General features: G+C 52.3%; 18 protein-coding genes. 13 read left to right on the top strand and 5 right to left on the bottom strand.

Annotated elements, in window-relative coordinates:
* Positions 1 to 37: 37 nt before the first annotated feature.
* Positions 38 to 1,240, bottom strand: a complete 1,203-nt coding sequence (locus FOA19_RS20840; RefSeq protein ID WP_149092763.1) for an alpha/beta hydrolase family protein — start codon at positions 1,238 to 1,240, stop codon at positions 38 to 40.
* A 248-nt stretch (positions 1,241 to 1,488) separates the two neighbouring features.
* Here FOA19_RS20840 and FOA19_RS20835 point away from each other — a divergent pair, with 248 nt between their 5' ends.
* Complete coding sequence (locus tag FOA19_RS20835; protein ID WP_149092762.1) at positions 1,489 to 1,839, top strand: hypothetical protein; 351 nt, start codon at positions 1,489 to 1,491, stop codon at positions 1,837 to 1,839.
* Here FOA19_RS20835 and FOA19_RS20830 read toward each other — a convergent pair.
* Entirely contained in the window at positions 1,836 to 3,113 is a 1,278-nt protein-coding gene (locus FOA19_RS20830; RefSeq protein WP_149092761.1) for a sensor histidine kinase, read from the bottom strand. The genes FOA19_RS20835 and FOA19_RS20830 overlap by 4 nt on opposite strands.
* 131 nt (positions 3,114 to 3,244) lie before the next feature.
* On the opposite strand from FOA19_RS20830, the gene FOA19_RS20825 reads away from it, so the two are divergent.
* Entirely contained in the window at positions 3,245 to 6,487 is a 3,243-nt protein-coding gene (locus tag FOA19_RS20825; protein ID WP_149092760.1) for a glycosyltransferase family 117 protein, read from the top strand.
* A 15-nt stretch (positions 6,488 to 6,502) separates the two neighbouring features.
* Here the strand turns inward: FOA19_RS20825 and FOA19_RS20820 are convergent, their stop codons facing one another.
* Both FOA19_RS20820 and FOA19_RS20815 read right to left on the bottom strand, forming a co-directional pair.
* A complete protein-coding gene (locus FOA19_RS20820) occupies positions 6,503 to 7,144 on the bottom strand; it encodes a DsbA family protein (protein ID WP_149092759.1) in 642 nt (213 codons plus the stop codon).
* 139 nt (positions 7,145 to 7,283) lie between these two features.
* Entirely contained in the window at positions 7,284 to 8,066 is a 783-nt protein-coding gene (locus tag FOA19_RS20815; RefSeq protein ID WP_149092758.1) for an SDR family NAD(P)-dependent oxidoreductase, read from the bottom strand.
* Positions 8,067 to 8,237: 171 nt separating this feature from the next.
* Between FOA19_RS20815 and FOA19_RS20810 the strand changes: the two genes are divergently transcribed.
* Entirely contained in the window at positions 8,238 to 9,860 is a 1,623-nt protein-coding gene (locus tag FOA19_RS20810; protein ID WP_149092757.1) for an FAD-dependent oxidoreductase, read from the top strand.
* Positions 9,861 to 10,038: 178 nt separating this feature from the next.
* Here FOA19_RS20810 and FOA19_RS20805 read toward each other — a convergent pair whose 3' ends face one another.
* Positions 10,039 to 11,286: a DEAD/DEAH box helicase gene (locus FOA19_RS20805; RefSeq protein ID WP_149092756.1), complete on the bottom strand. Its 1,248-nt coding sequence runs from the start codon at positions 11,284 to 11,286 to the stop codon at positions 10,039 to 10,041.
* A 234-nt stretch (positions 11,287 to 11,520) separates the two neighbouring features.
* Here FOA19_RS20805 and FOA19_RS20800 point away from each other — a divergent pair, with 234 nt between their 5' ends.
* The 10 genes from FOA19_RS20800 (at position 11,521) to FOA19_RS20755 (ending at position 23,200) form a co-directional block, all read left to right on the top strand.
* Positions 11,521 to 12,363 carry a DUF4279 domain-containing protein gene (locus FOA19_RS20800; protein WP_149092755.1) on the top strand — a complete coding sequence of 281 codons (843 nt, stop codon included), beginning with the start codon at positions 11,521 to 11,523 and terminating at the stop codon, positions 12,361 to 12,363.
* A gap of 649 nt (positions 12,364 to 13,012) precedes the next feature.
* Positions 13,013 to 16,108, top strand: coding sequence for a PAS domain S-box protein (locus FOA19_RS20795; protein ID WP_149092754.1), 3,096 nt, complete (start codon positions 13,013 to 13,015; stop codon positions 16,106 to 16,108).
* 258 nt (positions 16,109 to 16,366) lie between these two features.
* Entirely contained in the window at positions 16,367 to 17,158 is a 792-nt protein-coding gene (locus FOA19_RS20790) for a hypothetical protein (RefSeq protein WP_149092753.1), read from the top strand.
* A gap of 224 nt (positions 17,159 to 17,382) precedes the next feature.
* On the top strand, positions 17,383 to 17,778 hold the full coding sequence (locus FOA19_RS20785) for a hypothetical protein (protein WP_149092752.1): 396 nt from the start codon (positions 17,383 to 17,385) through the stop codon (positions 17,776 to 17,778).
* Between the two features lie 233 nt (positions 17,779 to 18,011).
* Positions 18,012 to 18,407 (top strand): hypothetical protein, encoded by a 396-nt coding sequence (locus FOA19_RS20780; protein ID WP_149092751.1) that lies wholly within the window; start codon positions 18,012 to 18,014, stop codon positions 18,405 to 18,407.
* Positions 18,408 to 18,554: 147 nt separating this feature from the next.
* Positions 18,555 to 19,358, top strand: coding sequence for a glutaminyl-peptide cyclotransferase (locus tag FOA19_RS20775; RefSeq protein WP_190300497.1), 804 nt, complete (start codon positions 18,555 to 18,557; stop codon positions 19,356 to 19,358).
* Between the two features lie 136 nt (positions 19,359 to 19,494).
* Positions 19,495 to 20,160 (top strand): TetR/AcrR family transcriptional regulator, encoded by a 666-nt coding sequence (locus tag FOA19_RS20770; RefSeq protein ID WP_149092749.1) that lies wholly within the window; start codon positions 19,495 to 19,497, stop codon positions 20,158 to 20,160.
* A gap of 5 nt (positions 20,161 to 20,165) precedes the next feature.
* On the top strand, positions 20,166 to 21,485 hold the full coding sequence (locus FOA19_RS20765; protein ID WP_149092748.1) for an ABC1 kinase family protein: 1,320 nt from the start codon (positions 20,166 to 20,168) through the stop codon (positions 21,483 to 21,485).
* 85 nt (positions 21,486 to 21,570) lie between these two features.
* Positions 21,571 to 22,542: a 23S rRNA (adenine(1618)-N(6))-methyltransferase RlmF gene (rlmF, locus tag FOA19_RS20760; protein WP_149092747.1), complete on the top strand. Its 972-nt coding sequence runs from the start codon at positions 21,571 to 21,573 to the stop codon at positions 22,540 to 22,542.
* Between the two features lie 385 nt (positions 22,543 to 22,927).
* Positions 22,928 to 23,200: a DUF4242 domain-containing protein gene (locus FOA19_RS20755; protein ID WP_149092746.1), complete on the top strand. Its 273-nt coding sequence runs from the start codon at positions 22,928 to 22,930 to the stop codon at positions 23,198 to 23,200.
* Positions 23,201 to 23,471 lie beyond the last annotated feature (271 nt).

Raw genomic sequence — 23,471 nt, 5'->3', positions numbered from 1 at the left:
TCTTTCTGGAAGCGCCCGCTCTTGTAAGCTGGGAGTTTTATTGGTTCAAAGACTCGAACCAGGGCAGCACATCCAGCATCATGGGTTCAATGCTGGAGCGGTGGGTACCTCCCTGGATAGGTTTGAACGTGACGTTGGTAGCCCCCGCCGCCACAAACTGGTTGTAGGTGGTCACTGTGGTTTGGTAGAACACCGCCTCATCGTCGGTGCCGTGGTAGAGGCGCGTGGGCGTGGTGGGTTTCCAGTCCAGGAGGCTGTTGCTGGCAAGGGCCTGTTTCAAAGTGGTCTCTCCCGCTGGATTGGTGAGGTTGGCGTAGAACGTAGGGTTGAAGAACTCAGTGGTGGAAGTGGTGAGTTGGGCATCTATCTCCTCCTTGCTTTTGGTTCCGTCCAGCAATCCCGGAAGCCGGTCGGCGTACGGTTGCTGAAAGAAATCGGAGAAAGGACGGTTCCAGCCATAGGTTACGTTGTAGCCGTTCAGGATCTGGGCCAGGAAAGAAGGGGCTGAATACGCATCTACAGAGGCAATGGTGGAGAGCATGGTGTTGAGGTCATATCCGCCGGCGCCGGCAGCCACCGCCGTCAGGTCCAGATCCAACTCGGGGTTAGATTCTATCTCTTTCTGGGCAGCCATGGTCACGTAACCGCCCTCAGAATACCCCACCAGAAAGAGGTTGTCATTGGTGGCGATCTGTTCGCGGTCCAGGTAAAACTCGGCGGCCCGCAGCATGTCCACCACTGCGGCGGCAGAATGCTCCTCGTCATAATAAGGATGCGTGATGTCTTTGGAGGCGCCGTACCCTATAAAATCAGGGAGCACGGTGATGTAGCCCACCGCCGAGAAGAGCTCAAACCCGGAGAAGCTCTTGGGAAAAGCGGAGGGGGCGTCATCGTCCCGGAAAATGGTGCCGTGCTGGGCACTCACCAGTGCCGGGGCGCCCGGCGTGTTCTGCGGAATGCACAGCAGCCCCGAAGCTTGTACCCTGGTGCCTTTGTAGGTGGTGTTGTAAACGAACCGGAAGAACTCAATGTCATAGTCAATGAACGATACAAAGTTGCCGTAACCAGCCGCCACGGCATACGTCTGCAGCCCCAACTTGGGAATCACGCCCAGCGAGGTAGCCGACACGAAGTAATCACTATCCTGCGGTTTGGGATCTTCATCGTCTGAGAAATCGCAACCACTCAAGACAAACAAAGCCAGTACTACCCAGCTAAACTTATTCAGGCTCTTTTTCATATCCTTGTCTATTATGCTTCTCCCATCTGCTTCTTACTTCCCCTTGATAGTCAAGGTATTAATTAATCTTTTCAATTAAAACACAATAATTCCTTATGAACCTTCAAAATAAGGTTCTTCGTTATCAGGATTGGACCTTGAGACGAACCCGGAGGTAACAATAAGGTAACATTGCAGCCGCAAGCATAACATTCCCTTCACATTCACCTCAACAAGAAAGCGTAAATTACTTTCTTACTCTCAAGAATATGAAGGAGATAGCACTTAACACCCTGCTGACAGACCTGGAGCCGCTTATGCTGGAAGTAAAAGTGGTGACGGGCGGATACCTCACCGAGGTGCAGACCCTGGTATGCCAACGGCTGGAGCGCCTGGGCGTAGCCACCGGAAACCAACCGTTGGAGTTCTATTGCACCGAGCAGGACCACGTGCTGGCCTTTCATTTCGCTCGGCGGCTGGACCTGCAGAAATCCATTTGTGCCATAGACTATTTTCCGCAGCATTCGCCCAAGGAGGTAAGCAAAGTCTCAGACAAAATGCTGGAGGCCGTGCGAAAACACCCTGTTTTTACCAAAAAGGCCCTGAAAAACAACGCTTAGTTCACGGGCAACAGCAACCTGAAACAGGTGCCCTGGTGCTCTGCGCTTTCCACGGTTACCTGCCCCTGGTGCGCCTCCATAATTGCCTTTACGTAACTCAGTCCCAGCCCGAAGCCTTTCACGTTGTGCACGTTGCCGCTGGGCACGCGGTAGAATTTATCAAACAGAAACTTCTGGAATTCCTGCTTAATACCGATGCCGCGGTCGCGGATGCTGATCAAGATGCCGGCCTCAGTGTCGCGGGTGGATACCTCAATTTCGGGGGCTTGCGTAGAGTACTTCTCGGCGTTGTCCAGGAGGCTGTAGAAAGCATTGGCCACGTGCAGGCTATCGGCGTGGACCAGGGCGTTGGTGGCCTGAAGGTCTAACCGCAGGTGCCCTGACCGTTGCTGCAACCGCGGGGCCAGGTTCTCACCGGTCTGCTGCAGCAGCGCGTGCAGGTCCACGGTTTCCTTTTTCAAGGCCAGTTCGCGGCTTTCCATGGTTGCCATCTGCAGCACGCGCTCTATCTGGGCGCGCAGGCGTTCTTTTTCAGCGTAAATCAGGTCATGGTAGCGGGTGAGCCGGTCCGGGGACAACGTCTCGGAGCGTTTGCGCAGCACTTCGCTGGCCAACCCGATGTTGGTGATGGGGGTCTGGAGCTCGTGGGTGAGGTTGTTGATAAAATCGGTTTTAAGCTCAGAAAGGCGTTTCTCACGCAAAATCTGCACCATGGTATACGTAAAGAACAGCAGCACCAGCAGCAGCGCGCCCGTAGAGTACCACCAGAATTCCATCTCCCGCAGGATAAACGAAGTCTTGCCCGGAAACACCACCGCCAGGTTGTACAAGGGCGCCGCCCCTGCCCGCTCGTGCCGGACCACCGCCTCCGGGACTGTGTTGCTCACCTGCTGCGAGGCCGGTACATACTGCCCAAACATGAGCGTATCATCCAGGCTGTTGTAGAACCCAAACTCGTAGCGTTCCTGCAGCTGCCGTTTGGCCAGTTCCTGCCGCAGAATCTTACTGGCCTGGGCCGGGTCTACCGGCGCGTTCAGTTCCGCCAGAAAGAAGTTGGAGGCCACCTGTTGCACCGGGGCCGCCGAGGCCGCCGCTTTGCCGCTCTGGGCCAGCAGTTGGTCAGAGACACTGGTGAGCGCCACCTGCACGCTGTGGTTGAACGCGCGCTCCTGGGCGCTGTAGGCTTTGTTCAGCCACACCAGCTGCACAGACAACAGGGCCACCAGCGCCAGGCAGGCCAGCACCAGAATTATTTGGATCTTCACTCGGCTCATGGCTCTAAAGTACAGAATTTCCGGCGCTCTTACATGGCGTTAACATCTCGTTAACATCTTTTTACAAACCATTAACCTGGGTGCATGGCGGTAGCCGGTAAGTTTGCAGGGTCCACCAAAGCACCTTTGCCATGCCCCTGAAAACCCTGCCCACCGCTCCCCCCAGAACCACTCCTTCCCAGACCCAGACGGCTCCTTTCCTGTTCACCAGACGACAGTTCATCCCGCTGCTGGCAGGCATGGCCACCATTGCCTTAGGTTTTGTGCTCATGGCCACCGATGCTGCGCCGCAGGGCTACGGCTTTCAGGGACTCACGCTGGGTCCGCTGCTGGTGGTGCTGGGCCTATTGCTCCCCATTTGGGGTATTTTCCGGAAAAACAGCCCTAAAATAGCCTTGGCTACTCTCCCCGCTTGGCGCACTTTCCGGCGCTGGAATACGGTGCTGGGGTATGCTTCCGGGTTGATGGCCTTGGCGGTATACGTGCGCACGCTGGAGCCCACCACCAGTTTCTGGGATACGGGGGAGTTCATCTCGGCAGCCTACAAACTGCAGGTGCCGCATCCGCCGGGGGCGCCGCTGTTCCTGCTCATAGGGCGGTTGTTCACGCTTTTGAGTTTCGGGGAGGTGACCCAGGTGGCCTGGTGGATGAACTTCCTCTCGGCGGTGAGCAGCGCGGCCACGGTGCTGTTCCTGTTCTGGAGCATCACCTTACTGGCCCAACGGCTGCTGCCCTTATCACCTGATGGTCCCTCTACCGGCCAGCGGATTCTGCTACTGGGCAGCGGAGCCGTGGGCGCACTGGCTTTTGCCTTTACCGATTCTTTCTGGTTCAGTGCGGTAGAGGCCGAGGTCTATGGCATGTCATCCTTCTTCACGGCCATTGTGGTGTGGGCGGCCCTCAAGTGGCAAGCCGAAGCCAACAACCCCGAGGCCGACCGTTGGCTTCTGTTTCTGGGCTATTTGGTGGGGCTTTCCATCGGTGTGCACTTGCTCAACCTGGTGGCTTTGCCGGCCATCGCGCTGCTGGTGTATTTCCAGAAGTACAAGCCCACCAAACTGGGCATCTTCCTGGCTTTGGTGATTGGGGTGGCGCTGGTGCTGGCCGTGATGGAAGGCGTGATTACGGGGCTGCCGTCGGTGGCCGGCGCCCTGGAAGTATTCTTCGTGAACAGTATCGGGTTGCCGTACGGCGCTGGGGCGATTGTCTTTTTGCTGGGGCTGGCGGCAGCCATCTGGTACGGTTTGCGCTGGGCCCAGAGAACCGACCGGTTACTGTGGCACAACGCTTTGGTGGCCCTGGTGCTGGTGTTGGTGGGGTACTCATCTTACCTCATGGTGCCCATCCGGAGCGGCTACAACCCACCCATTGACGAGAACAACCCCGAGAACCTGCTTTCCTTTGTGAGTTACCTCAAGCGCGAGCAGTACGGCAGCCGGCCGCTCTTGTATGGTCCGCAGTTCAACGCCGAGGCCCAGAGCTATGAGAAAGGAAGTCCCATCTACGCGCCGCAAAACGGCAAATACGCGGTAGTGGACTATAAATATGAGGTGGCCTACGCCGACAAAGACAAAACCCTGCTCCCGCGCCTGTACTCAGACGTGCCGCTGCACCTGCGGGCCTACCAAACCTGGGAAAACGTGCAGCAGGGCCAGAAACCAACCTTTGGGCAGAACCTGGGTTTCCTGTGGAACTACCAGCTGAACCACATGTACTGGCGCTACTTCGGGTGGAACTTCGTGGGGCGTGAAAGCGAAGTGCAGGGCGCCGGCGTGCTGTGGCCTTGGGAAGAGAAATTAGAGGTGCCTTCACCTATCGCGCAGAGCAAAGCCCGCAACCAGTTCTTTATGTTGCCGCTGCTCTTAGGTGTTTTAGGGCTGATTTTCCAATTCCGGCGCCGAAACAAGGACGGCTGGACCGTCTTGCTGCTGTTCGTTTTCACGGGCGTGGCCATTGTAGTGTACCTGAACCAACCGCCGGTGGAGCCCCGTGAGCGGGACTACACCTTTGCCGGCTCCTACTACGCCTTCAGTATCTGGATAGGCCTGGGCGTTCTGGCTTTAAGTGATTTGCTGCGGAGGTTGGTAACCTCAGAGCTCCCGGCTTCGGTCCTAGCTATTGTTCTCGCTTTTTCCGCTCCCGTGTTGCTGCTGGCCCAGGGTTGGGATGACCATGACCGCTCAGACCGGTACCACGCGCTTGACTCGGCCAAAAACCTGTTGAGCTCCGTGGCGCCTAACGCCATCCTGTTCACCAACGGCGACAATGACACGTTCCCGCTCTGGTACGCCCAGGAAGTGGAAGGCTTTAGAACCGATGTGCGCGTGCTGGTCATGCCCTACCTCAACACCGACTGGTACCTGGAACAGGCCCGCCGCCAGGTGAATGCCTCCGCTCCGCTGCCCGTTACCCTGCCCATGGCGCAGTACGCGTTCAGCACGAATAATTACCTGCCTTACGTACCCAACCCCAGCGTGCAGGACAGCGGCATGGACCTGAACCAGTACCTCCACCTCCTGAAGCAGAACCACCCTGCCCTGCAAATTCAGACGCAGGACGGCCGCACCTTGAGCGCCTTGCCCACCAAACGGCTCAGCCTAGCTGTAGACCCGAAAGCCGTGCTGCAGAACGGCACCGTTTCTGCGGAGCGCGCAAGCCAGGTAGCCTCCACCATGGCGTGGGAATTGCAGGCCTCGGCCCTGGAGAAAAAGCACCTGTTCATGCTGGACCTGATTGCCTCCAACAACTGGCAGCGCCCCATCTACTTTTCTACCACCGGCAGCGAATCTACGGAGCTTGGTTTGCAGCCGTTCCTCCAACTGGAAGGACAGGCCCTGCGCCTGGTGCCAGCCCGTAACCCAGATCCGCAAGCCGATGCCTACGTGGACCGGAAACGGACCCAGGAGAGCTTGCTGCAGAAGTTCCGCTACACGGGGCTCACAAACCCAGACCAGCCGTATGAAGAGAATTTCGTGTCGCAGATTGTGCCTCAGTACCGCCATAACTTCGCGGAACTAGCCATGGCCCACCTGCAGGCCGGTGAGGTGCCCCAGGCCCGGAAGGTGTTGCAAGCCTGTTTAACCCTGATGCCGGATGCCGGGGCGCCGCACAATTTTGAAAGCGCGAACCTGGTGTTGCCCCTGGCCCAGGCGGGCCTCACGAAAGAAGCCCAGGCCCTTACCCATTTGCTTTCCAGTAGATTCAATGCGCAGCTGAAATACTACCGAACCCAACCGCCCTACTTTGACCGCGAAAAACAGCTGAACCTATTCGGGTTGCAGAACCTGGTACGGGCGGCGCAGACCGCCAACCTTCCCGAGGCAAAGAGACTGGAAGAAATGTTCCTGCGGCAGTATGAAGGGTTAAGGGAGTAAGTGTCAGGCAACAACTCAATACGGAATCTGCATGGCCTGCAGCAGGCGCTCCTCCAACTCAGGGAGTTCGCAGAAGCCGCGGGAGATGAGGCGGGGCCACATGGGATGGTCCAGGTAAACGCTGGGCAGGGTACTGACGCCCATTTCCTCCACCATCTTGAACTCGGACTGGGTTTGCTGGTAGATTTCATCGGTCTCGTAGACGGCCAGAAACAGGTTCTCCGGAATCCCGAAGGGGCGCAGCACTTCCACCAGCACTTGGGTATCGGTGATGTCCCAACCATCGGCGTAGAAGGCTGAGTGGAGGGCCCGGAGGACTTCCAAGGTGAGGCCAGGCCTGAGGTGGCGCACGGTGAGCAAGGCGCGGCAAGCGGGCTCCGTGTCATAAATAGCCTCTTTTTGCAAAAAGAAGCTGTAATCAAAGGGCAGGTTTGATTTTCCCTGGGCACGGTGCCAGCTCACGGCCAGTTTGTCTTTCTCCGGGGAGGTCAAAGGGTCCTGGGCGTACGGATGCAGCCCCCCTACCAACACCTGCACCGAGAGCCGACCGAACCAAAGTGCCTTCAACCTTCTGATTACGGGTGTGAATCCGTAACACCAGGCGCACATAGGATCGGTGACGTACAGCAGCAGGGGGTTTTCGGGGAGCATGGGCATGGGCATTCTTCTTTGGTTTCTCTCTGTTTACCGTGAACCAGGCGCGAAAGGTTTGTTCTGACCTTCATTTTAGACCTGCGTCAACCGGCATCTGTGCCCGGTGTTTAGGGCTTGATTTAGGTAAATTAGCCGCTAAACGCTACTCGTGGTAAATCATTTTCACGGTCATGCCGCCGTCAATGGTCAGGCTCTGGCCGGTGATAAAACCCGCCTTCTCTGAGCAGAGGAAAAGGGCCGCCTCCGCGATGTCCTCGGGGTTGCCCACCCGGCCCACGGGGTGCTGCTCTTTGTCTTCCTGGCTGTGCTGGGGTTCTGTTTTCTTGCCGTCTTTCTGCCAGGGCCCGGTCTCTATCCAGCCGGGGCTGATGGCGTTGACCCTGATGCGCTGGGGCGCCAGGCTGATGGCCATAGAGTGAGTCAGCGACTCCAGCCCGCCTTTGGCCGCGGTGTACCCAAAGGTATCGGGCTCAGACATGAAGGCACGGGTAGAGGTGATGTTCAGGATGGTGGGGTTGGTGCCTTTCTCCAGGAGCGGCAGGGCGTATTTGGCGCACAGGAAAGGTCCCCGGAGGTTCACCGAAAGCACTTTATCAAACTCCTCCACCGGCAACTGGGCCAACGACCTTCTCACCGGCGCCGCAATGCCGGCGTTGTTGATGAGCACATCCAGGCGGCCGTACACTTGCCGTACCTTATTCATAAGTTGCTGCACCTGCTGCTCTTTGCTGACGTCGCAGGGGATAAAGTCAATGGTGAGGTGCTGCTTTCCCAACCACGCCAGGGCATCTGCGCCCGCTTCCCAGTCAAGATCGGTGATCACCACGTGGGCTTTCTCCAACGCGAACGCCTGGGCCAATCCTCGGCCGATGCCTTGGGCGCCACCCGTGATCAGGATGATTTTGGAAGTGTAGTAATTCTGCATGATAGCTGGGGGTAAGGGCCGGTGCTAGGAAACGCGTTAAACCTGTCGGTCGGGTATGCGGTGAACTTTCAATTTATAAACAAGGATGCAATTGTGTCTACCTTTTTTCACATGCCGCGTTAGAAAAGCAAAACAGGCTGATGTCCTTTCTATAAAAGTAAGCTATAAACGATGAAAAAAACGTCTATCTGGCGGCAAGATGCCCAAATAAGTAATTATCCCCGGCTGGAGGGAGAGTTGGAAACCGATGTGGTCATCATTGGCGGCGGCATCACCGGCATCACCACGGCGCACCTGCTGGCCTCCGAGGGCAAGCGGGTAGTGGTGTTGGAAGCCCTGAAGGTGGCCGAGAGCACTACCGGCTACTCCACCGGTAACCTGTACGCGCCCGTGGGCTCTTACCTGAACGTGCTGGAGAAGAAGTACGACCAGGAGACCGTACGGGCATTAACTTCTTCCAGAACTGCGGCCGTGGACTTGATCGAACGCCTGACGCAGCAATTCAACATAGACTGCCATTTCAAACGGGTGCCCTGGTACCTGCTCACCGAGAACGAGGCAGAAAACGCCTTCATCCAAGCCGAAACGGAAACCGCCCAAAGAGTAGGCTTGCCCGCTTTCTTAGATGAAACCAAAACCCCTCTCCCCTACCCGGTCGCCTCGGCCATGCGGGTAGACAACCAGGCCCAGTTCAATCCCATGGCCTACGTGAAAGGATTGGCGGCGCAAATTGCCGGTCCTAACTGCCAGATTTTTGAAAACAGCCAGGTCACCTACGTAAAGGAAAGCAAGACCCATGTGGTGCATACAGAGCAGGGCAAGGTGCGCGCCAAACGGGTAGTACACGCCACCCACACCCCCAAAGGCATTTGGTTTCTGCACACCCTGCTGGGCGCATACCGCGAATACGCCCTGGCAGTTTCTCTGAACTCGGCTTACCCCGAGGGCACGTTCTGGGACTACAGCGCCATGCACCACCACTCCATGCGCACCTACGCCAACGACCAGGGCGAACCGTACCTGTTGATTTTGGGCGAACCGCACAAAGTAGGCCACAAAGAAAACAACGAAGAAGCGTTCCAGAAGCTGGAGCAGTTTGTACGCGAGCGCTTTGACGTGAAAGCCATTGAATACCGCTGGGCCGCCCAGCACTACAAGCCCGCCGACAGTCTCCCCTACATTGGTCGCCGCGACAAAGGCGCTGAGATTTACGTGGGCACCGGGTACGAGGCTGACGGACTCACCTTCGGGACCCTGGCCGCCATGATCATCAGTGACCTCATTCTGGGCCGCGAAAACCCCTATGCCGAGATGTACGCCCCTACCCGCCATAACCCCAAGAAAGCGGCCGGCAAGTTCATCAAGGAAAACGTGGATGTGATGGCCCAATACCTCAAAGACCTGCCCTACCGAAGCCAGGTAGAAAAACTGGCTGACATCTCCGCAGGCGAAGGAAAAAACATTGAGATGGACGGCAAGAACTACGGCGCGTACCGCGATGAAGTTGGCCAACTGCACGTGGTCTCGGCGGTGTGCACGCACATGGCCTGTCTGGTGCATTTCAACAAAGCCGAGAAAAGCTGGGACTGCCCCTGCCACGGCAGCCGCTTCGGCATTGACGGACAGGTTTTGGAAGGCCCTGCTTACTTAGACCTCGCCAAGATGCAGGACAAACCCTCTTCCTATAATCGGTTCAAAAAACTCTCCTCGGCGGCTTTCTTCGGGGCAACCGCCTTAGTAGGTTATTACTTCTACCAGAAGTATTCTGGAAAAGGGAAAAAGAGCAGGAAATAAACGGTATGATGTAGGGGCAATCCCTTGTGGTTGCCCCTCTATTCACGTGGGTTTAGAGCCTGTTAATTGAAAAAGGACACAAAAACAATCCACCGTTTAGGGGCTGATTTTAAGAAATCAGCCCCTAAACGGTGGATTGTTGATTTATGACTACCAAGAAACGGTTCAGGCAGCAAGCTTACTTTTTGCCCTTTGGCTTCTTCTTTTTCTTGGAAGCTTCCTCAAAGTCCTGTACCTCTTTCAGTAGTGATTTCAGGTCGGGTTTTACCTCTGCGGAGAAGTCAATGGTGGCGGAGTAATCCTGTTTCTCAATGTCCAGCACCTTGATGGGCTTGCCCAAGTAGCCTTCGATCTCGTTCAGGATTTCCTTTTCCTCGGGGCTGCAGAACGACACGGATTTCCCTTTTTGGGTACCCCGGCCCGTCCGGCCTACGCGGTGCACGTAGTTTTCAGGCACATCGGGTAAGTCATAGTTCACCACGTATTCCACGCTGGGAATGTCAATGCCGCGCGAGCTCACATCGGTGGCAATGAGTACTTTCACGTCGCCCTTCTTAAAGCGGTTCAATGCGGCCAGGCGGTCTTTCTGGTCTTTGTCGCCGTGCAGGGTATCGGCTTTGATGCCCACGCGGTCCATGGCGGCGTGCACCCGCTCGGCCCGCACCTTCGTGCGCACGAACACCAGTATTTTGCTGCCCTCGTTTTCCTTGATCACCCGCTCCAGGAAAAACCGTTTGTCATCCATTCCGATGTAGGCCACCGAGTGGTCCACGTTCTTGGAAACCGGGTCTTTGGGCGAGATCTGGATGCGGATGGGTTTGGTTACCAGCGAGTACGCCAGGTCTTTGATTTTTTCATTGATGGTGGCCGAGAAGAACAGCGTCTGCCGCTTGCGGGGCAGGTGGCGCAGTACGTCCCTTATGTCTTTGATAAAGCCCAGGTCCAGCATGTGGTCAGCCTCGTCCAGGATAAGCATTTCCACCCGCTCCAGCCTAATATGCCCCTGGCTCACGAGGTCAAACATCCGGCCCGGCGTGGCCACCAGCACATCAATGCCGTCTTCCAGTTTGGTGATTTGCGGTGCCTGTTCCACACCGCCAAACACGGTCATGGTTTCCACGCGGGTGTGCTTGCCCAGGGTATGGAACACCTCGGTGATTTGGATGGCAAGTTCGCGGGTGGGCACCATCACCAGGCACTTGATGCCGTCTTGGCGGGCGTACTGCTTGCGCTCGTGCAGCATGTGCAACACCGGTATGGCGAAAGCCGCCGTCTTGCCTGTACCCGTCTGCGCAATGGCCAACACATCCTCTCCTCTCAAGATAGGCGGAATGGCCTTGAACTGGATATCGGTGGGTTTCTTGAAGCCCAGTTTGTCCAGGGCTTTCTTGATGGCGGGGTTGATATGGTAATCTTCGAATTTCATGATCGCGGGTGTTTCGGCGTGCCGATGTAATGTACTCTTCCCTTCTACGAGAAGCAGAAAAAGAATCAGCCTGCAAAGGTGCGATTTCTTTCCCGCAATTGCAGGCAGATTCCACCGCACCCGTTTTTAAGGTAAAAACTAATTAGGGGAAGGTTTATGAATTAATATCTTGTAGGACTAATAAATTCATGCTCGCTTAAACACCATCTCACAGTAATTTCTAAACTATTCTCAATGAAAATTGAAGATTTAATTGGCAAAGCGAAAACTTCAGAAGTAGTCCAACAATTTCTTAACCTATTCAATACACCTTATAAAATATCGAGATTCCCTGATAGTTACTTTTACATTTTCTCAGAACCAAGTATTGAGATAAAGTTTACTACGTCCCATTACTTGGAATGCCTATTCTTTCACAACACTGGTAATCTATTTACAGATAAGTATCCTATCGAATTTCCTTTTGGGTTGAGCCTTCTTGACACGCGGCAAGCGGTGGAAGAAAAAATTGGCCCTCCAGAACGTGAATCAATAAACAATAAACATTTTGACTTCTGGACTAGTCATCCGGAATTGGGAGTATCCTTCACCTATACTACCTCCGATAAAAACAACTTCCAAACTACTATAAAACACATCTGCTTTTTTGAACCGGAAACAGAACTATCAAGACTATGGTTTTTAAACAAAACCAAAATTCACAACTACCTACAGATTACCAGTAAAACCTACTCTCCTCACCTTATTTCTGACCTACTCCAAGTAGAGCCAAGCAGATTTGCAGAAGCAGGCGGAGGAGACTTTTCAGAAGATGAGTACACCTCTGAGGAGCACTTTTGGGAGCTTTGCCTTTCAGAAAACCAATTTCTTCATTTGAAAGCACAACTTAAAAACACCTTACAGTTTTTACTAGAGAAGGAAAGCATATTGAAGCCTTTGCAAGCGTGCTGCAAACTAAAACTGAAAATTATGTACTACAGTTTACATGCAAACTCAAGCAAAGGCAATTTCAGTCTAGAATTCTTAGAAACCGTCAGTAGACTAGGCATTGAAGTGGATCTAGATATTCAGACATAGCCAGATCGAATAGCAAACATACATCTGCAGTATTCTAACACCTTCCGTTTAATGGAAAGTAGTTTAGTATAGTAAGCTAAGGGGTTGGGCAGCGTACCAGGAACAGCTTAAAGAGAACAGGGGAAAACGAGCTATCCGTTTGCTTGAACTTTCAAGCTTTTTTTTAGCTAATTGCCTTATGTTTTCTTTCAAAATCTGCTTTCCGAAGCTTGTTGAAACACTGTAGATTATAACCAAGGCTTATACTTTGGAAAACGTTGTATGATCTTGGGTATAAGTTACCTTAGACTACGGCATTATTGTTTCATCTTTCCATATTAGGCATTTGCTCCATTGGGAATATAGTTTGTATGCATTCAGGAGCAATCTCTGCCTTAGCCTACTTTTTTTTAATAACTTTCTCTTGTTTCCTTGGCTGAACTGATGTATAGCTGGCTGAACTCAAATAAATCACCTAAGGCAAATCTTAAAATAGTAAAAACATAACCCCGAGGAAACCGTTACCCGCGCAGGCTAGCGGACTTTTATGTTCAAGGAACAGAAAAAAAATTAAATTTGCTTTGGCTTAGGCTTCTCCCAGACTTCAGCCAGCATCATGCAGGCCACTTGCTAAGCAAAGGCTTGTTTACCCAATTTTCACATACTACACATGGCAGATATTTTAGACCCCATTCAGGACACGCCTAAAGCCACAGTCCAGTCTATTCTTGGTGGAGGCGAATTGGGAAACCTGATCAGGGGGTATGCTTGGGACTCTACGCTCTTGGGCCCTATTTCTGAGTGGAGCTTGAGCCTGCGCATGGCCGTCAACCTTATTCTGCAATCGCCCACCCCCATGGTCATGCTGTGGGGCGAGGCCGGCACGGTGCTCTACAACGATGCCTACCGTACCCTGGCGGGCCAAAGGCACCCGTTCATGCTTGGGGTCGAGTTTTCCGAAAGTTGGCCAGAAACGGCTGGGTTTATCAAGGAGGTAATCTCCCAGACGTTACAGGGCAAAGCCCTTACCTACCGGAAACTGCCTTTCACGGTGTACAGAAACAACACTGCCGAAGACATTTGGCTGGACCTGGACTGCAGCCCTATTCTGGGCGATGACGGCCTGCCGGCGGGCACCTTGATCATCACCAACGAAATCACCGGCAAAGTCAAAGCAGACCAGGCGCTGATTGAGCACGAAGAACGCCTGGGTGGGGTGCTCAACCAAAATTCTGTGGGCATTGCAGAATGCGACCTCACCGGTAGGTTCATACTGGTAAACGACCGCTACAGTGAGATGGTGGGGCGTTCAAAAGAAGCGCTTTACCAGATGCGCATGCAGGACATCAGCCACCAGGAAGACCTTCCGCATAACATGGTTTTGCTCAAGGAGGCGATACAGACCGGGGTACCTTTTTCCATTGAGAAACGCTATCTGAGACCAGATGGCACGGAGATCTGGGTGCACAACAACGTTTCCATTGCCAAGAACTCAGCCGGGGTTCCTTCCTTTGTGGTGGCCGTTTGCCACGAGGTCACCGAAAAAAAACTGGCCGAGAAGCACCAGAAGCTTTTCCTGGCCATGAGCGAGAACTCCTCCAACTTCATAGGCATTGCTGACACAGACGGGAAAGTTATCTACGTGAACCCATCGGGCAGAAGAATGGTAGGCCTGGACAGCCCCGAAGAAGCCCAGAACACCACTGTGATTGACTACTTCTCTGAAGAAGACCAACCTTTTGTGCGCGAGGTGATTCTTCCCGCCCAGACAAAAGAGGGCTTCTGGAAAGGAGAATTCCGTTTCCGCAACTTCAAAACGGGCCAATACATAGAGGTGGACTATAACCAGTTCGCGGTTAAAGACCCCAGTACCGGTGAAGTGCTGGGCATAGCCACCGTAAGCCCAGACATCACCGCGCGCAAGCGGGCAGAGGCGGCCCTGACCGAAAGCGAGGAACGCTTCCGGACCATGGCCGAGGCCTCTGGCCTGCTCATTGCCCAGACTGACCTGGAAGGGAATGCCATCTACTTCAACCAAGAATGGATAAGACTCACCGGCCGCACCCTGGAAGAACTGCTTAACTACGGCTGGGGCGAGTTCTTACACCCGGATGACCGCCAGGGCTTTATTGAAGCCTACCAGAATGCCTTTAAGAAAAGAGAAGTCCTGCAGCGCGAATTCAGGCTCCTGAACAAAGAAGGGGAATACCGCTGGCAATACGCCGTGGTCATGCCCAGGTTTGCCTCTGACCAAACGTTTGCCGGGTACATGAGCTCCTGCGTAGACGTAACCGAGAGCAAGAAAACCCAGGAGGCGCTGGTGAAAAGTGAAGAGTGGTTTAAAACATTCGCCAACAACCTCCAAAGCCTGGCTTGGACCGCCAACCCCGATGGCTGGATTACCTGGTACAACCAACGCTGGTACGATTTCACCGGCAGCACCTTTGAGGAAATGCAGAGCCGGGGCTGGGAGAAAATCCATCATCCAGACCATCTTGAGCGGGTAGTCAACTTTGTGCAGGAGGCTTGGACCAAACAGGAAACCTGGGAACTGATCTTCCCCTTGAAAGGGGTAAGCGGAGAGTATCGGTGGTTCCTGACTCGGGGCATTCCGGTGAAAGATGAAGAAGGCAACTTGGTTCGCTGGGTTGGCACCAATACTGACATCACAGAGCAGAAAAAAGCCGAAGCGGAGTTGAGCAAGTTCAAGATCATCAGTGACTACGCTTTTGACGCCTTTATTCTCATGCGCAAAGACGGCACCTTTGCTTACCTCAATGACTTAGCCTTAAAACGCTGGGGCTACACCCAAGAAGAAGCCCTGACGCTGAGATTACCCGATGTAAATCCTATTTACCAGGAAGAGTTATTCAATGCCACCTTCGCTCAGGCCCAGGAACAAGGCGCCCTTCCACCCTTTGAAACCCTACACAAACGCAAAGATGGCACCATCTATCCGGTTGAGATAAGCATGGGCGGCATCACGCTGGATGGGCAGCCCCACCTGTTTGCGGTGGCCCGGGACATCACAGAGCGCAAACAGGCCGAGGAAACCCTGAAGCGGCGAAACGAGGAACTCCAGAGAACGAACAACGACCTGGACAACTTCATCTACACCGCTTCCCATGACCTGAAAGCCCCTATCACCAACATTGAGGGCCTGGTGAACACCTTGGTCATGGACTTACCGCCGGATGTCTTGGAACTGCCTGAGATCGCGCCTATTATTTCCCTTATTGGGGATTCCATCTCCAGATTCAAAAATACCATCAATGACCTCACGGAGTTAACCAAACTCCAGCGCCAAAGCAGCGAGGACGTGAGCATAGTGCCGTTCCAGGAGGTTTTAAACGAAATCTGCCAGGATCTGAAGGACCCCATTCACCAATCCGGGGCCACTTTGGAAATAGACTTCGGTCAATATCCTGCGCTGCAGTTTTCCAGAAAGAACCTCAGGAGCGTGCTGTACAACTTGGTCTCCAATGCCATCAAGTATCGGTCGCCGCAGCGTTCTCCTTTGATCAGGATTACGTCCAGGCAAGAACAGGACGCCTGCATTCTAACGGTAGAAGATAACGGATTGGGGATTGAGGCTTCTCAGCAGAACAAGCTTTTCGCCATGTTCAAGCGCCTGCACGACCACGTAGAAGGCACAGGAATTGGCCTGTACATCGTGAAAAAGATCATTGACAACAGCGGCGGGCAAATAGAAGTGGAAAGCGAAATAGGAAGGGGAACTACCTTTAAGGTTAGTTTCAAGCTTTAAAGTTCTAAAAAGCTCTTGAAGTGTAAATGGCCGTGTTACCTGGTAAGTTGCTATGCGACTACACGCCGGGTAACACGGCCATTTTATATTACAGTGCTCTCCCAGAGAACATCAGCAATAAACCTTTTCAGTTAAGGTCTTCTTTTCAGAATTTAAGCCATAAACGCGTTAAGTTTAAAAGAATAGAATAACTTCCGGTATCAAAGTGGCTATAGCCGGGCGCGCTTTTGGCATGGGAGCCTTAACGTCAGTATCACCATGAAAAGGATACACCTGTTCGAATTTGAAGACTTCCCCTGGTTTCCAGATTGGCTAAGAACTAACCTGACCAGACTTATTGTGGTGATGCACAGATTACTGGGCACAACCACAGATGTCGCCCATTTAGTGAATAGAGCCCTGCAATACTCCACAAGGCCATCCATCATCGATTTATGTTCGGGCAGCGGAGGACCCATGTTAGGAGTAGCGGAAACCCTCAGGAATGACCATCAACTACAGGACTTAACCCTCACCTTAACAGATCTGTATCCCAACAAAGCCTTAGCCGATAAAATAAACCAGCCAGGAAACCCTTACACTACTTACATCACCCATCCCATTGATGCCGCAAACGTGCCCTCTGATTTAACGGGTGTCAGGACCATGGTTTGCAGTTTTCACCACATGAAACCTAATGCCGCCAGGCACATCTTGCGCAACGCGAAAGAAAGGAAGCAGCCCATCTGTATCTATGAAATAAGCGACAACAGCTTTCCAACACTTTTGTGGTGGGTGGCCTTGCCCATGAATTTTCTCATGGCTTTCCTGATCACCCCGTTCGCGAGACCCCTCAACTGGCAACAGGTACTCTTTACTTACCTAATTCCCATCATCCCCTTCTTTTTCGCTTGGGACGGCGCCGTTTCCAACGTCCGGACCTACACATTAGAGGATTTGGATGAGCTTCTGGAAGGTTTGAATTCTGAGGAGTACAGGTGGGAAAAAGGCATTATGGGTAACAAAGCCAAAAAGATATATCTCCTTGGCTTTCCTGTTGCGCATAGCTAACACATAGATTGTAACAATAGTGAATAGCAATTAATAACCCATTCAACGGAAAGAAATTACTCCATCATCAGCTAACGAATTCACCATTTTATACATTTAAATTCTAATACATGGCAACTGGTAAGATAAAGGTACTGCTACTCCTGTGTGTTGTTTTAAAACTATACGGCTGTGTAGAGCCTCCAATAGATTCTTTGGTTCTACAAGCCAATTCACCTTTTACCTTGGTAGGCGATACCTTATACCACAAAGAGCATTGGAAGATCTTTCCTGGCAAAAAGCTGAAGTCCGGCAAAGGCAGTGCTGAAAACGGATGGTATAAATCTATCTTCTTTAAGAATCCGGCCAACTGGGCTAATGTATTATGGAGAGACACCGAAATCAGAAACAACTCTGAGTATCAATTTGACGAGGGAATCAGGGATAGAGACAAAGTCAAAGAATACCTGAATCCCGGAGATACCTTGGAGGTGACTAAAATTGAGAAAAGGGGCAGCAAGAAAGCCGGTTACTGGTATGTGGTGAACATGAGGCAAGCCCAAGGCCTTCTATCCCTTCACTACCGATGCTACATTGCCGATGCCCTGCAGTCTGAAGAGGTCCTACCTGTAAGCAACTAAGCCATTGATGCATCTTAGATCAACTGCCATGAGTTTAGTTCTGTGGTAAGTTGATACGTAGTTCGGGCAACACACCCCTCTAGGAGGTTTGCCCACCATAAACTGATAAAGACAGCCAGGATGCGTTAGAAGAATTTTGGAACACCAGAAACATAGGCTATTGCTACTATTAAGGATAATCCATAGTTTCAGGTCCGCTTCGTTTACCTTCTACACGAACTTCTACACGTCTTATGAGCCGGATTGCATCAAAAGGCATGGTCCTCATCTTTGCCTGCACTATCGTTTTTCACCTATTGGTTCTCACCTTGGTGGTTCCGTTTACCATTGTGGGCGGCGGCAGAATCACAAACCAAGGCGAGATGTACCAGGTAGAAACGGCGGCCCTCCTACTCAACATTCTTTTCCTGTTTATTGCCTTGATTCAGGCGGGTTATTTGCGCTGGAGAATCCCTGCCAGGGTTTTAACCGGGGCACTCTGGTTCATGTTCGGAATTTTTCTGGTGAACACCGTGGGCAATCTGTTTTCCGTGAGCCAGACAGAGAAGCTTGTCTTCACCCCCATCACCCTGATCTTAGCAGCTTTCTCTGCCATTCTGGCCATGCACAGAAGCGGTAGAATTGCCTGATCACCAACCTTGTTTTAGGGCAGATTTCACAAAAACGAAGGCAAAACAAAAAGTTCTTTTCTACCTTACCTGGGCCTTTAATCCCGTGAAATACCATCGTTTATTTTAAAAAACTTGAGACATAAGAACAAGAGCCTTCTAACCTTTGTGTTGCTACTCATTATAGCAGGATGCGGCAATGCCCAAACAGATGGGGCCAACCATGCAAAGGGGCAGAACAGCGGTATATCTGATCCTGCTTTGATCAATTATGGGGTGGTGAAAGCGCACCCGCATGACACTACGGCGTTTACCGAAGGTTTTCTGGTTCATGATGGCAAATTGTATGAAAGCACCGGCTCTCCCGCAGACCTCACCCAAACCAAATCACTCATTGGCGTGGTAGATCTAGCCACGGGCAAAATGGAGGTCAAGGCAGAGCTAGACCGAAGCAAGTACTTCGGGGAGGGAATCGCCATTCTGAAAGACAGGTTGTACCAACTCACCTATGTAAGCAAAGTCGGGTTTGTGTACGATGTGAAGACCTTCCGGCAAGTGGATGATTTCACCTTCGAAAGCAAAGAAGGTTGGGGACTGACCACCGATGGAACGCACCTGATCATGAGCGATGGCACAAGCAAATTAACGTACCTTCATCCTGGCACCTTCAAAACAGAGAAAACAATCACCGTCCAAGACCCTGACGGTCCGGTAGAGAACCTCAATGAGTTAGAGTTCATCAAGGGCTACTTGTATGCCAATGTGTACACCACCAATACCATCGTCAAGATTGACCCTAGTTCCGGGAAAGTAGTCGGGAAACTGGATTTGACCTCTCTGGAGCAGGACGCCAAATCCAAGAAGCCAGACGCCCTTGAGCTGAACGGCATCGCCTTTGATAGTACCGCTGGCAAAGTCTACGTGACCGGCAAACTGTGGCCAAACATCTACGAGATCAAGTTCAGCTACTAAGAAAGTTCCTTCTACACCAGGGCTCTCCCCTGTCTTTCAGAGCTATATTTTAATTTTCAGAAACTTGTGAAATAATCGTGTTTTACTAAACCTCTCCCCCTCTCTGGTTGTTTAATTTATAGACAAGCAGAAGAAGATGGAAAACACAGATTTCAATACAAATCAGCAGGCTGAGACCCGCAACAGAATCATCAATGCCTTCATAGAACATGTGCTGGAGACCGGAAAGCCACCGGTATCGGTGTACAAGTTTGCCCAGAGCCTGGGTATTCCCGAAGAGGAGTTCTACAGCTACTTCACCTCGTTCCAGGGAGTGAAAGGCGCCGTGTGGGACCGCATCTTTGACGAAACCTACGCCACCATGCGCGCCCAGGAAGTGTACCCATCGTACTCGGCCAAAGAAAAGCTTCTGGCCTTCTACTACACATGGATAGAGGTTTTGAAGAAGAACCGAAGTTACCTGCTCGCCCTGTATGAAGGCCACGCTGACTTTAAGAAAGTAACGCCCCAGGAGGTCAGAAGCTTCAGACTCAAGTTCAAGAACTTCGCCAAAGGCATTATTCAGGAAGGCAAGGCCGAAGGCGAGATCGTGGACCGCAAATACATCTCAGACAAGTACGACGAGGCCCTGTGGCTGGAGACGCTCTTTATCTTCCAGTTCTGGCTCAAAGACACTTCCGTTTCCTTTGAGAAAACCGATGTGGCCATTGAAAAATCCGTGCGCCTGGCCTTCGACCTGATTGGCAGAACCGCCGTGGACTCTTTCGTGGATTTGGCCAAATTCCTTTACCAGTCTAAATAACCTTCATGAGCAGTAGCCAACCAGAGCAAAACCATATCCCTACCTCCAAAGTACAGCGCGCCACCAAATTCATAGGAACGGGCGCCAAAGTAGGCGGGAACTACATCAAGCATTACGCCAAGAAGATGGTGAACCCCTCTTTGAGCAAAGAGGAACTGCACACCAGCAACGCCGAGGACATCTATGCCTCCCTGAGCGAGCTCAAAGGCAGTGCCCTCAAAGTGGCCCAGATGATGTCCATGGACAAGAACATCTTGCCGCGCGCGTACCAGGACAAATTCACCATGGCGCAGTACAGCGCGCCGCCGCTCTCCTATCCGTTGGTGGTGAGAACCTTCCAGAAATCCTTCGGGAAAGCGCCTGAGGCGATGTTTGACACCTTTACCACGTCGGCGGTGAATGCCGCTTCTATTGGGCAGGTGCACAAAGCCACCAAGAACGGCAAGACGTTCGCGGTGAAGGTGCAGTACCCCGGCGTAGCCGATAGCGTGACCTCAGACCTGCGCATGGTGAAGCCATTTGCCTACCGTTTACTCAACATGAACGAGAAGGAGATGGACCACTACATGGAGGAGGTGGAAGAGAAACTGCTGGAAGAAACCGACTACAAACTGGAGGTAAAACGGTCCACCGAAATCTCGCAAGCCTGTAGCCATATCCCGCACCTGAACTTCCCGGTGTATTACCCAGAACTCAGCAGCGAGCGCATCATCACCATGGATTGGCTGGAGGGCGACCACCTGAAAGAATGGCTCGAGACCAACCCCACGCAGGAAGCCCGGAACCAGATTGGCCAGGCGCTCTGGGACTTTTACCACCACCAGGTACACAACCTCAGACAAGTCCACGCTGATCCGCATCCAGGAAATTTCATCGTTCAGGATGGTGTGACCTTGGGCGTGATTGACTTCGGCTGCGTGAAAGAGATTCCGGAGGATTTTTACCGAGGCTACTTCTCGCTGTTAAAGAGAAACGCGCATCTGAACGAGGCTGAACTAGACCAGATTTTCTTTCAGCTGGACTTTCTCAGCGACTTGGACTCTCCGGAGGAACAAGCCTATTTTAAGGGTGTTTTCAAGGAAATGATGCTTTTGTTGGGCCAGCCTTTCCACACAGAAACGTTTGACTTCGCAGATGACGCGTACTTCAACCAGATTTACGCGTTAGGTGACCGGGTTTCCAGGGATAAAATGTTCAGGAACTCTAGGCAGGCGCGGGGTTCCAGGCACGGTCTTTTTGTGAACAGAACCTATTTTGGCTTGTACAGCCTGCTCAACCAACTCAGGGCCAAGATCAACACCACCAAACCAGATTGGTTGAAATAAAGGAAAACAGTGCTGTTGCCCCAAGGCTTGCCCAATTGTGGTACCTTTGCCCCAGGCGACAGCACTGTTTTTTCATTTCCGTTTCATGCTTCCAAAAAAGAAAGAGCACCCCAAAGAGAAATCGGGTTTACACCCCCGCAACAAGCACCGCGAGCGTTATGATTTCAAGAAGCTGATGGCGAGTTGTCCTGAGTTGCGCCCTTTTGTGCGGGTGAATGAGTTCAAAGATGAATCGGTGGATTTCTTCAACCCCGAGGCGGTGAAGACGCTGAACAAGGCGCTGCTGAAGCATTTTTACGGCATCCAACACTGGGACATTCCCAAAAACTACCTGTGTCCGCCCATTCCGGGCAGGGCAGATTACATCCACCACATCGCAGATCTGCTGGCCAACCTGAATCCTAGAGGAAGCAAAGTACCCAGAGGCAACCGCATCAACTGCCTAGACATTGGCGTGGGCGCCAACTGCGTCTATCCTATCATCGGGCACCATGAGTACGGCTGGTCTTTTGTGGGTGCTGATATTGACCCAATTTCCATAAAATCGGCTGAAAACATCATTGAGAAGAACCCAGCGCTGAAAGGCGAAATAGAACTCCGGTTGCAGCCAAACCCCAAGGACATTTTCAGGGGCATAATCCGGCAGGACGAGCGCTTTGACCTGACGCTTTGCAACCCTCCCTTCCATGCCTCGGCGGCAGACGCTCAGGCCGGTACGGTACGCAAACTCAGAAACCTGAAACAGCAGAAAGCCGTGAAACCTTCCCTCAACTTCGGCGGGCAGCAGAATGAACTGTGGTGCGAGGGCGGCGAAGAAAGGTTCATTGGCGACATGGTCAGGCAGAGCCGGCAGTTTGCTCATTCCTGCCTGTGGTTCACCACGCTGGTCTCCAAAAGCGCCAACCTAAAGGGCGCCTACAAAGCCCTGCAGCAAGCCCAGGCCGTAGACGTGAAAACCATCTCCATGAGCCAGGGAAACAAAACCAGCCGCCTTGTCGCCTGGACTTTCCTTTCCCCCGATCAGCAAAAAGCCTGGGCAACTACCCGGTGGAGGTAGTCAATTCTACTTGGGCTCGCGCTTTCTTTTCTTTCGCACCAATCCGCTGTTTTGGGCTGGTTTTCTGAAAATCAGGTCTTAAACAGGAAGTACACCTTGCCTAAATTCAGGGGGCAACTCCATGTTTATTCCATACTTTTAAGTATCTTCATCCTGCTCTCCAACGTCCCTCCTGTCTTTCTTTTTGAGGCCCAGTTCAGGTAAAAAACAGCCGAAAGAAAGCATCTCCCCTGCCAACACTTAGCCGCCGCGCAAGTCTGAATTAGCCTGTAGTCTTTTCTTCTCCGCAGTTAAAGCCAACACCAGGTGGAGACCAGAAACCACCCAAAAAACGGGGCAGTCCCGAAAAGCCAGACGAGTAGGATAAACCCAAAAACGCTAAGCCATGCCGAAGTATGTGATTGAAAGGGAAATTCCCGGAGCCAGCAAACTCACCACTGCGCAACTGAAGGAGATATCCCAGACCTCCAACGGAGTAATCCATGATATGGGACCCGAGATCCAGTGGCTGCACAGCTATGTGGCCGGTGACAAAATCTACTGCGTGTATATCTCGCCAGATGAAGAAACGATCAGAGAACATGCCAAACGGGGAGGATTCCCGGCCAATACGATAAGTGAAGTAGCTAACATCATTGACCCCGTCACCGCAGAATAAATCACTTCTGGGCGCATCCTTTTCTGCGCCTGTTTTCTTGAAAATAGCCCCAAAACAGCGAAGCCCATTCTACCAATAACCTGGCAGAATGGGCTTTGCTGTTTTGGGATAAACAACCCTTGAACAGTACCATCTTTTCCTTGCGACTACCCTCATAAACTACCTTCCTTTTCAGGTACACTTTATACAGCTTAGATAAATCATGATTTAACCCTTACCAGATGAAACAGAAGAAGTTGAACACTTAGATGATGTGAAATGATTTATAACA

This window comes from Rufibacter hautae, from assembly GCF_008271695.1.
GTDB lineage: Bacteria > Bacteroidota > Bacteroidia > Cytophagales > Hymenobacteraceae > Nibribacter > Nibribacter hautae.
This window is presented reverse-complemented; position numbering and strand designations above follow the sequence as displayed.

Coding starts and splice junctions, on each gene's coding strand:
- FOA19_RS20840 (WP_149092763.1), bottom strand. CDS start 1,240: ATGAAAAAGAGCCTGAATAAGTTTAGCTGGGTAGTACTGGCTTTGTTT.
- FOA19_RS20765 (WP_149092748.1), top strand. CDS start 20,166: ATGAGCAGTAGCCAACCAGAGCAAAACCATATCCCTACCTCCAAAGTA.
- FOA19_RS20795 (WP_149092754.1), top strand. CDS start 13,013: ATGGCAGATATTTTAGACCCCATTCAGGACACGCCTAAAGCCACAGTC.
- FOA19_RS20810 (WP_149092757.1), top strand. CDS start 8,238: ATGAAAAAAACGTCTATCTGGCGGCAAGATGCCCAAATAAGTAATTAT.
- FOA19_RS20825 (WP_149092760.1), top strand. CDS start 3,245: ATGCCCCTGAAAACCCTGCCCACCGCTCCCCCCAGAACCACTCCTTCC.
- rlmF (WP_149092747.1), top strand. CDS start 21,571: ATGCTTCCAAAAAAGAAAGAGCACCCCAAAGAGAAATCGGGTTTACAC.
- FOA19_RS20770 (WP_149092749.1), top strand. CDS start 19,495: ATGGAAAACACAGATTTCAATACAAATCAGCAGGCTGAGACCCGCAAC.
- FOA19_RS20755 (WP_149092746.1), top strand. CDS start 22,928: ATGCCGAAGTATGTGATTGAAAGGGAAATTCCCGGAGCCAGCAAACTC.
- FOA19_RS20830 (WP_149092761.1), bottom strand. CDS start 3,113: ATGAGCCGAGTGAAGATCCAAATAATTCTGGTGCTGGCCTGCCTGGCG.
- FOA19_RS20805 (WP_149092756.1), bottom strand. CDS start 11,286: ATGAAATTCGAAGATTACCATATCAACCCCGCCATCAAGAAAGCCCTG.
- FOA19_RS20790 (WP_149092753.1), top strand. CDS start 16,367: ATGAAAAGGATACACCTGTTCGAATTTGAAGACTTCCCCTGGTTTCCA.
- FOA19_RS20835 (WP_149092762.1), top strand. CDS start 1,489: ATGAAGGAGATAGCACTTAACACCCTGCTGACAGACCTGGAGCCGCTT.
- FOA19_RS20780 (WP_149092751.1), top strand. CDS start 18,012: ATGAGCCGGATTGCATCAAAAGGCATGGTCCTCATCTTTGCCTGCACT.
- FOA19_RS20820 (WP_149092759.1), bottom strand. CDS start 7,144: ATGCCCATGCTCCCCGAAAACCCCCTGCTGCTGTACGTCACCGATCCT.
- FOA19_RS20800 (WP_149092755.1), top strand. CDS start 11,521: ATGAAAATTGAAGATTTAATTGGCAAAGCGAAAACTTCAGAAGTAGTC.
- FOA19_RS20815 (WP_149092758.1), bottom strand. CDS start 8,066: ATGCAGAATTACTACACTTCCAAAATCATCCTGATCACGGGTGGCGCC.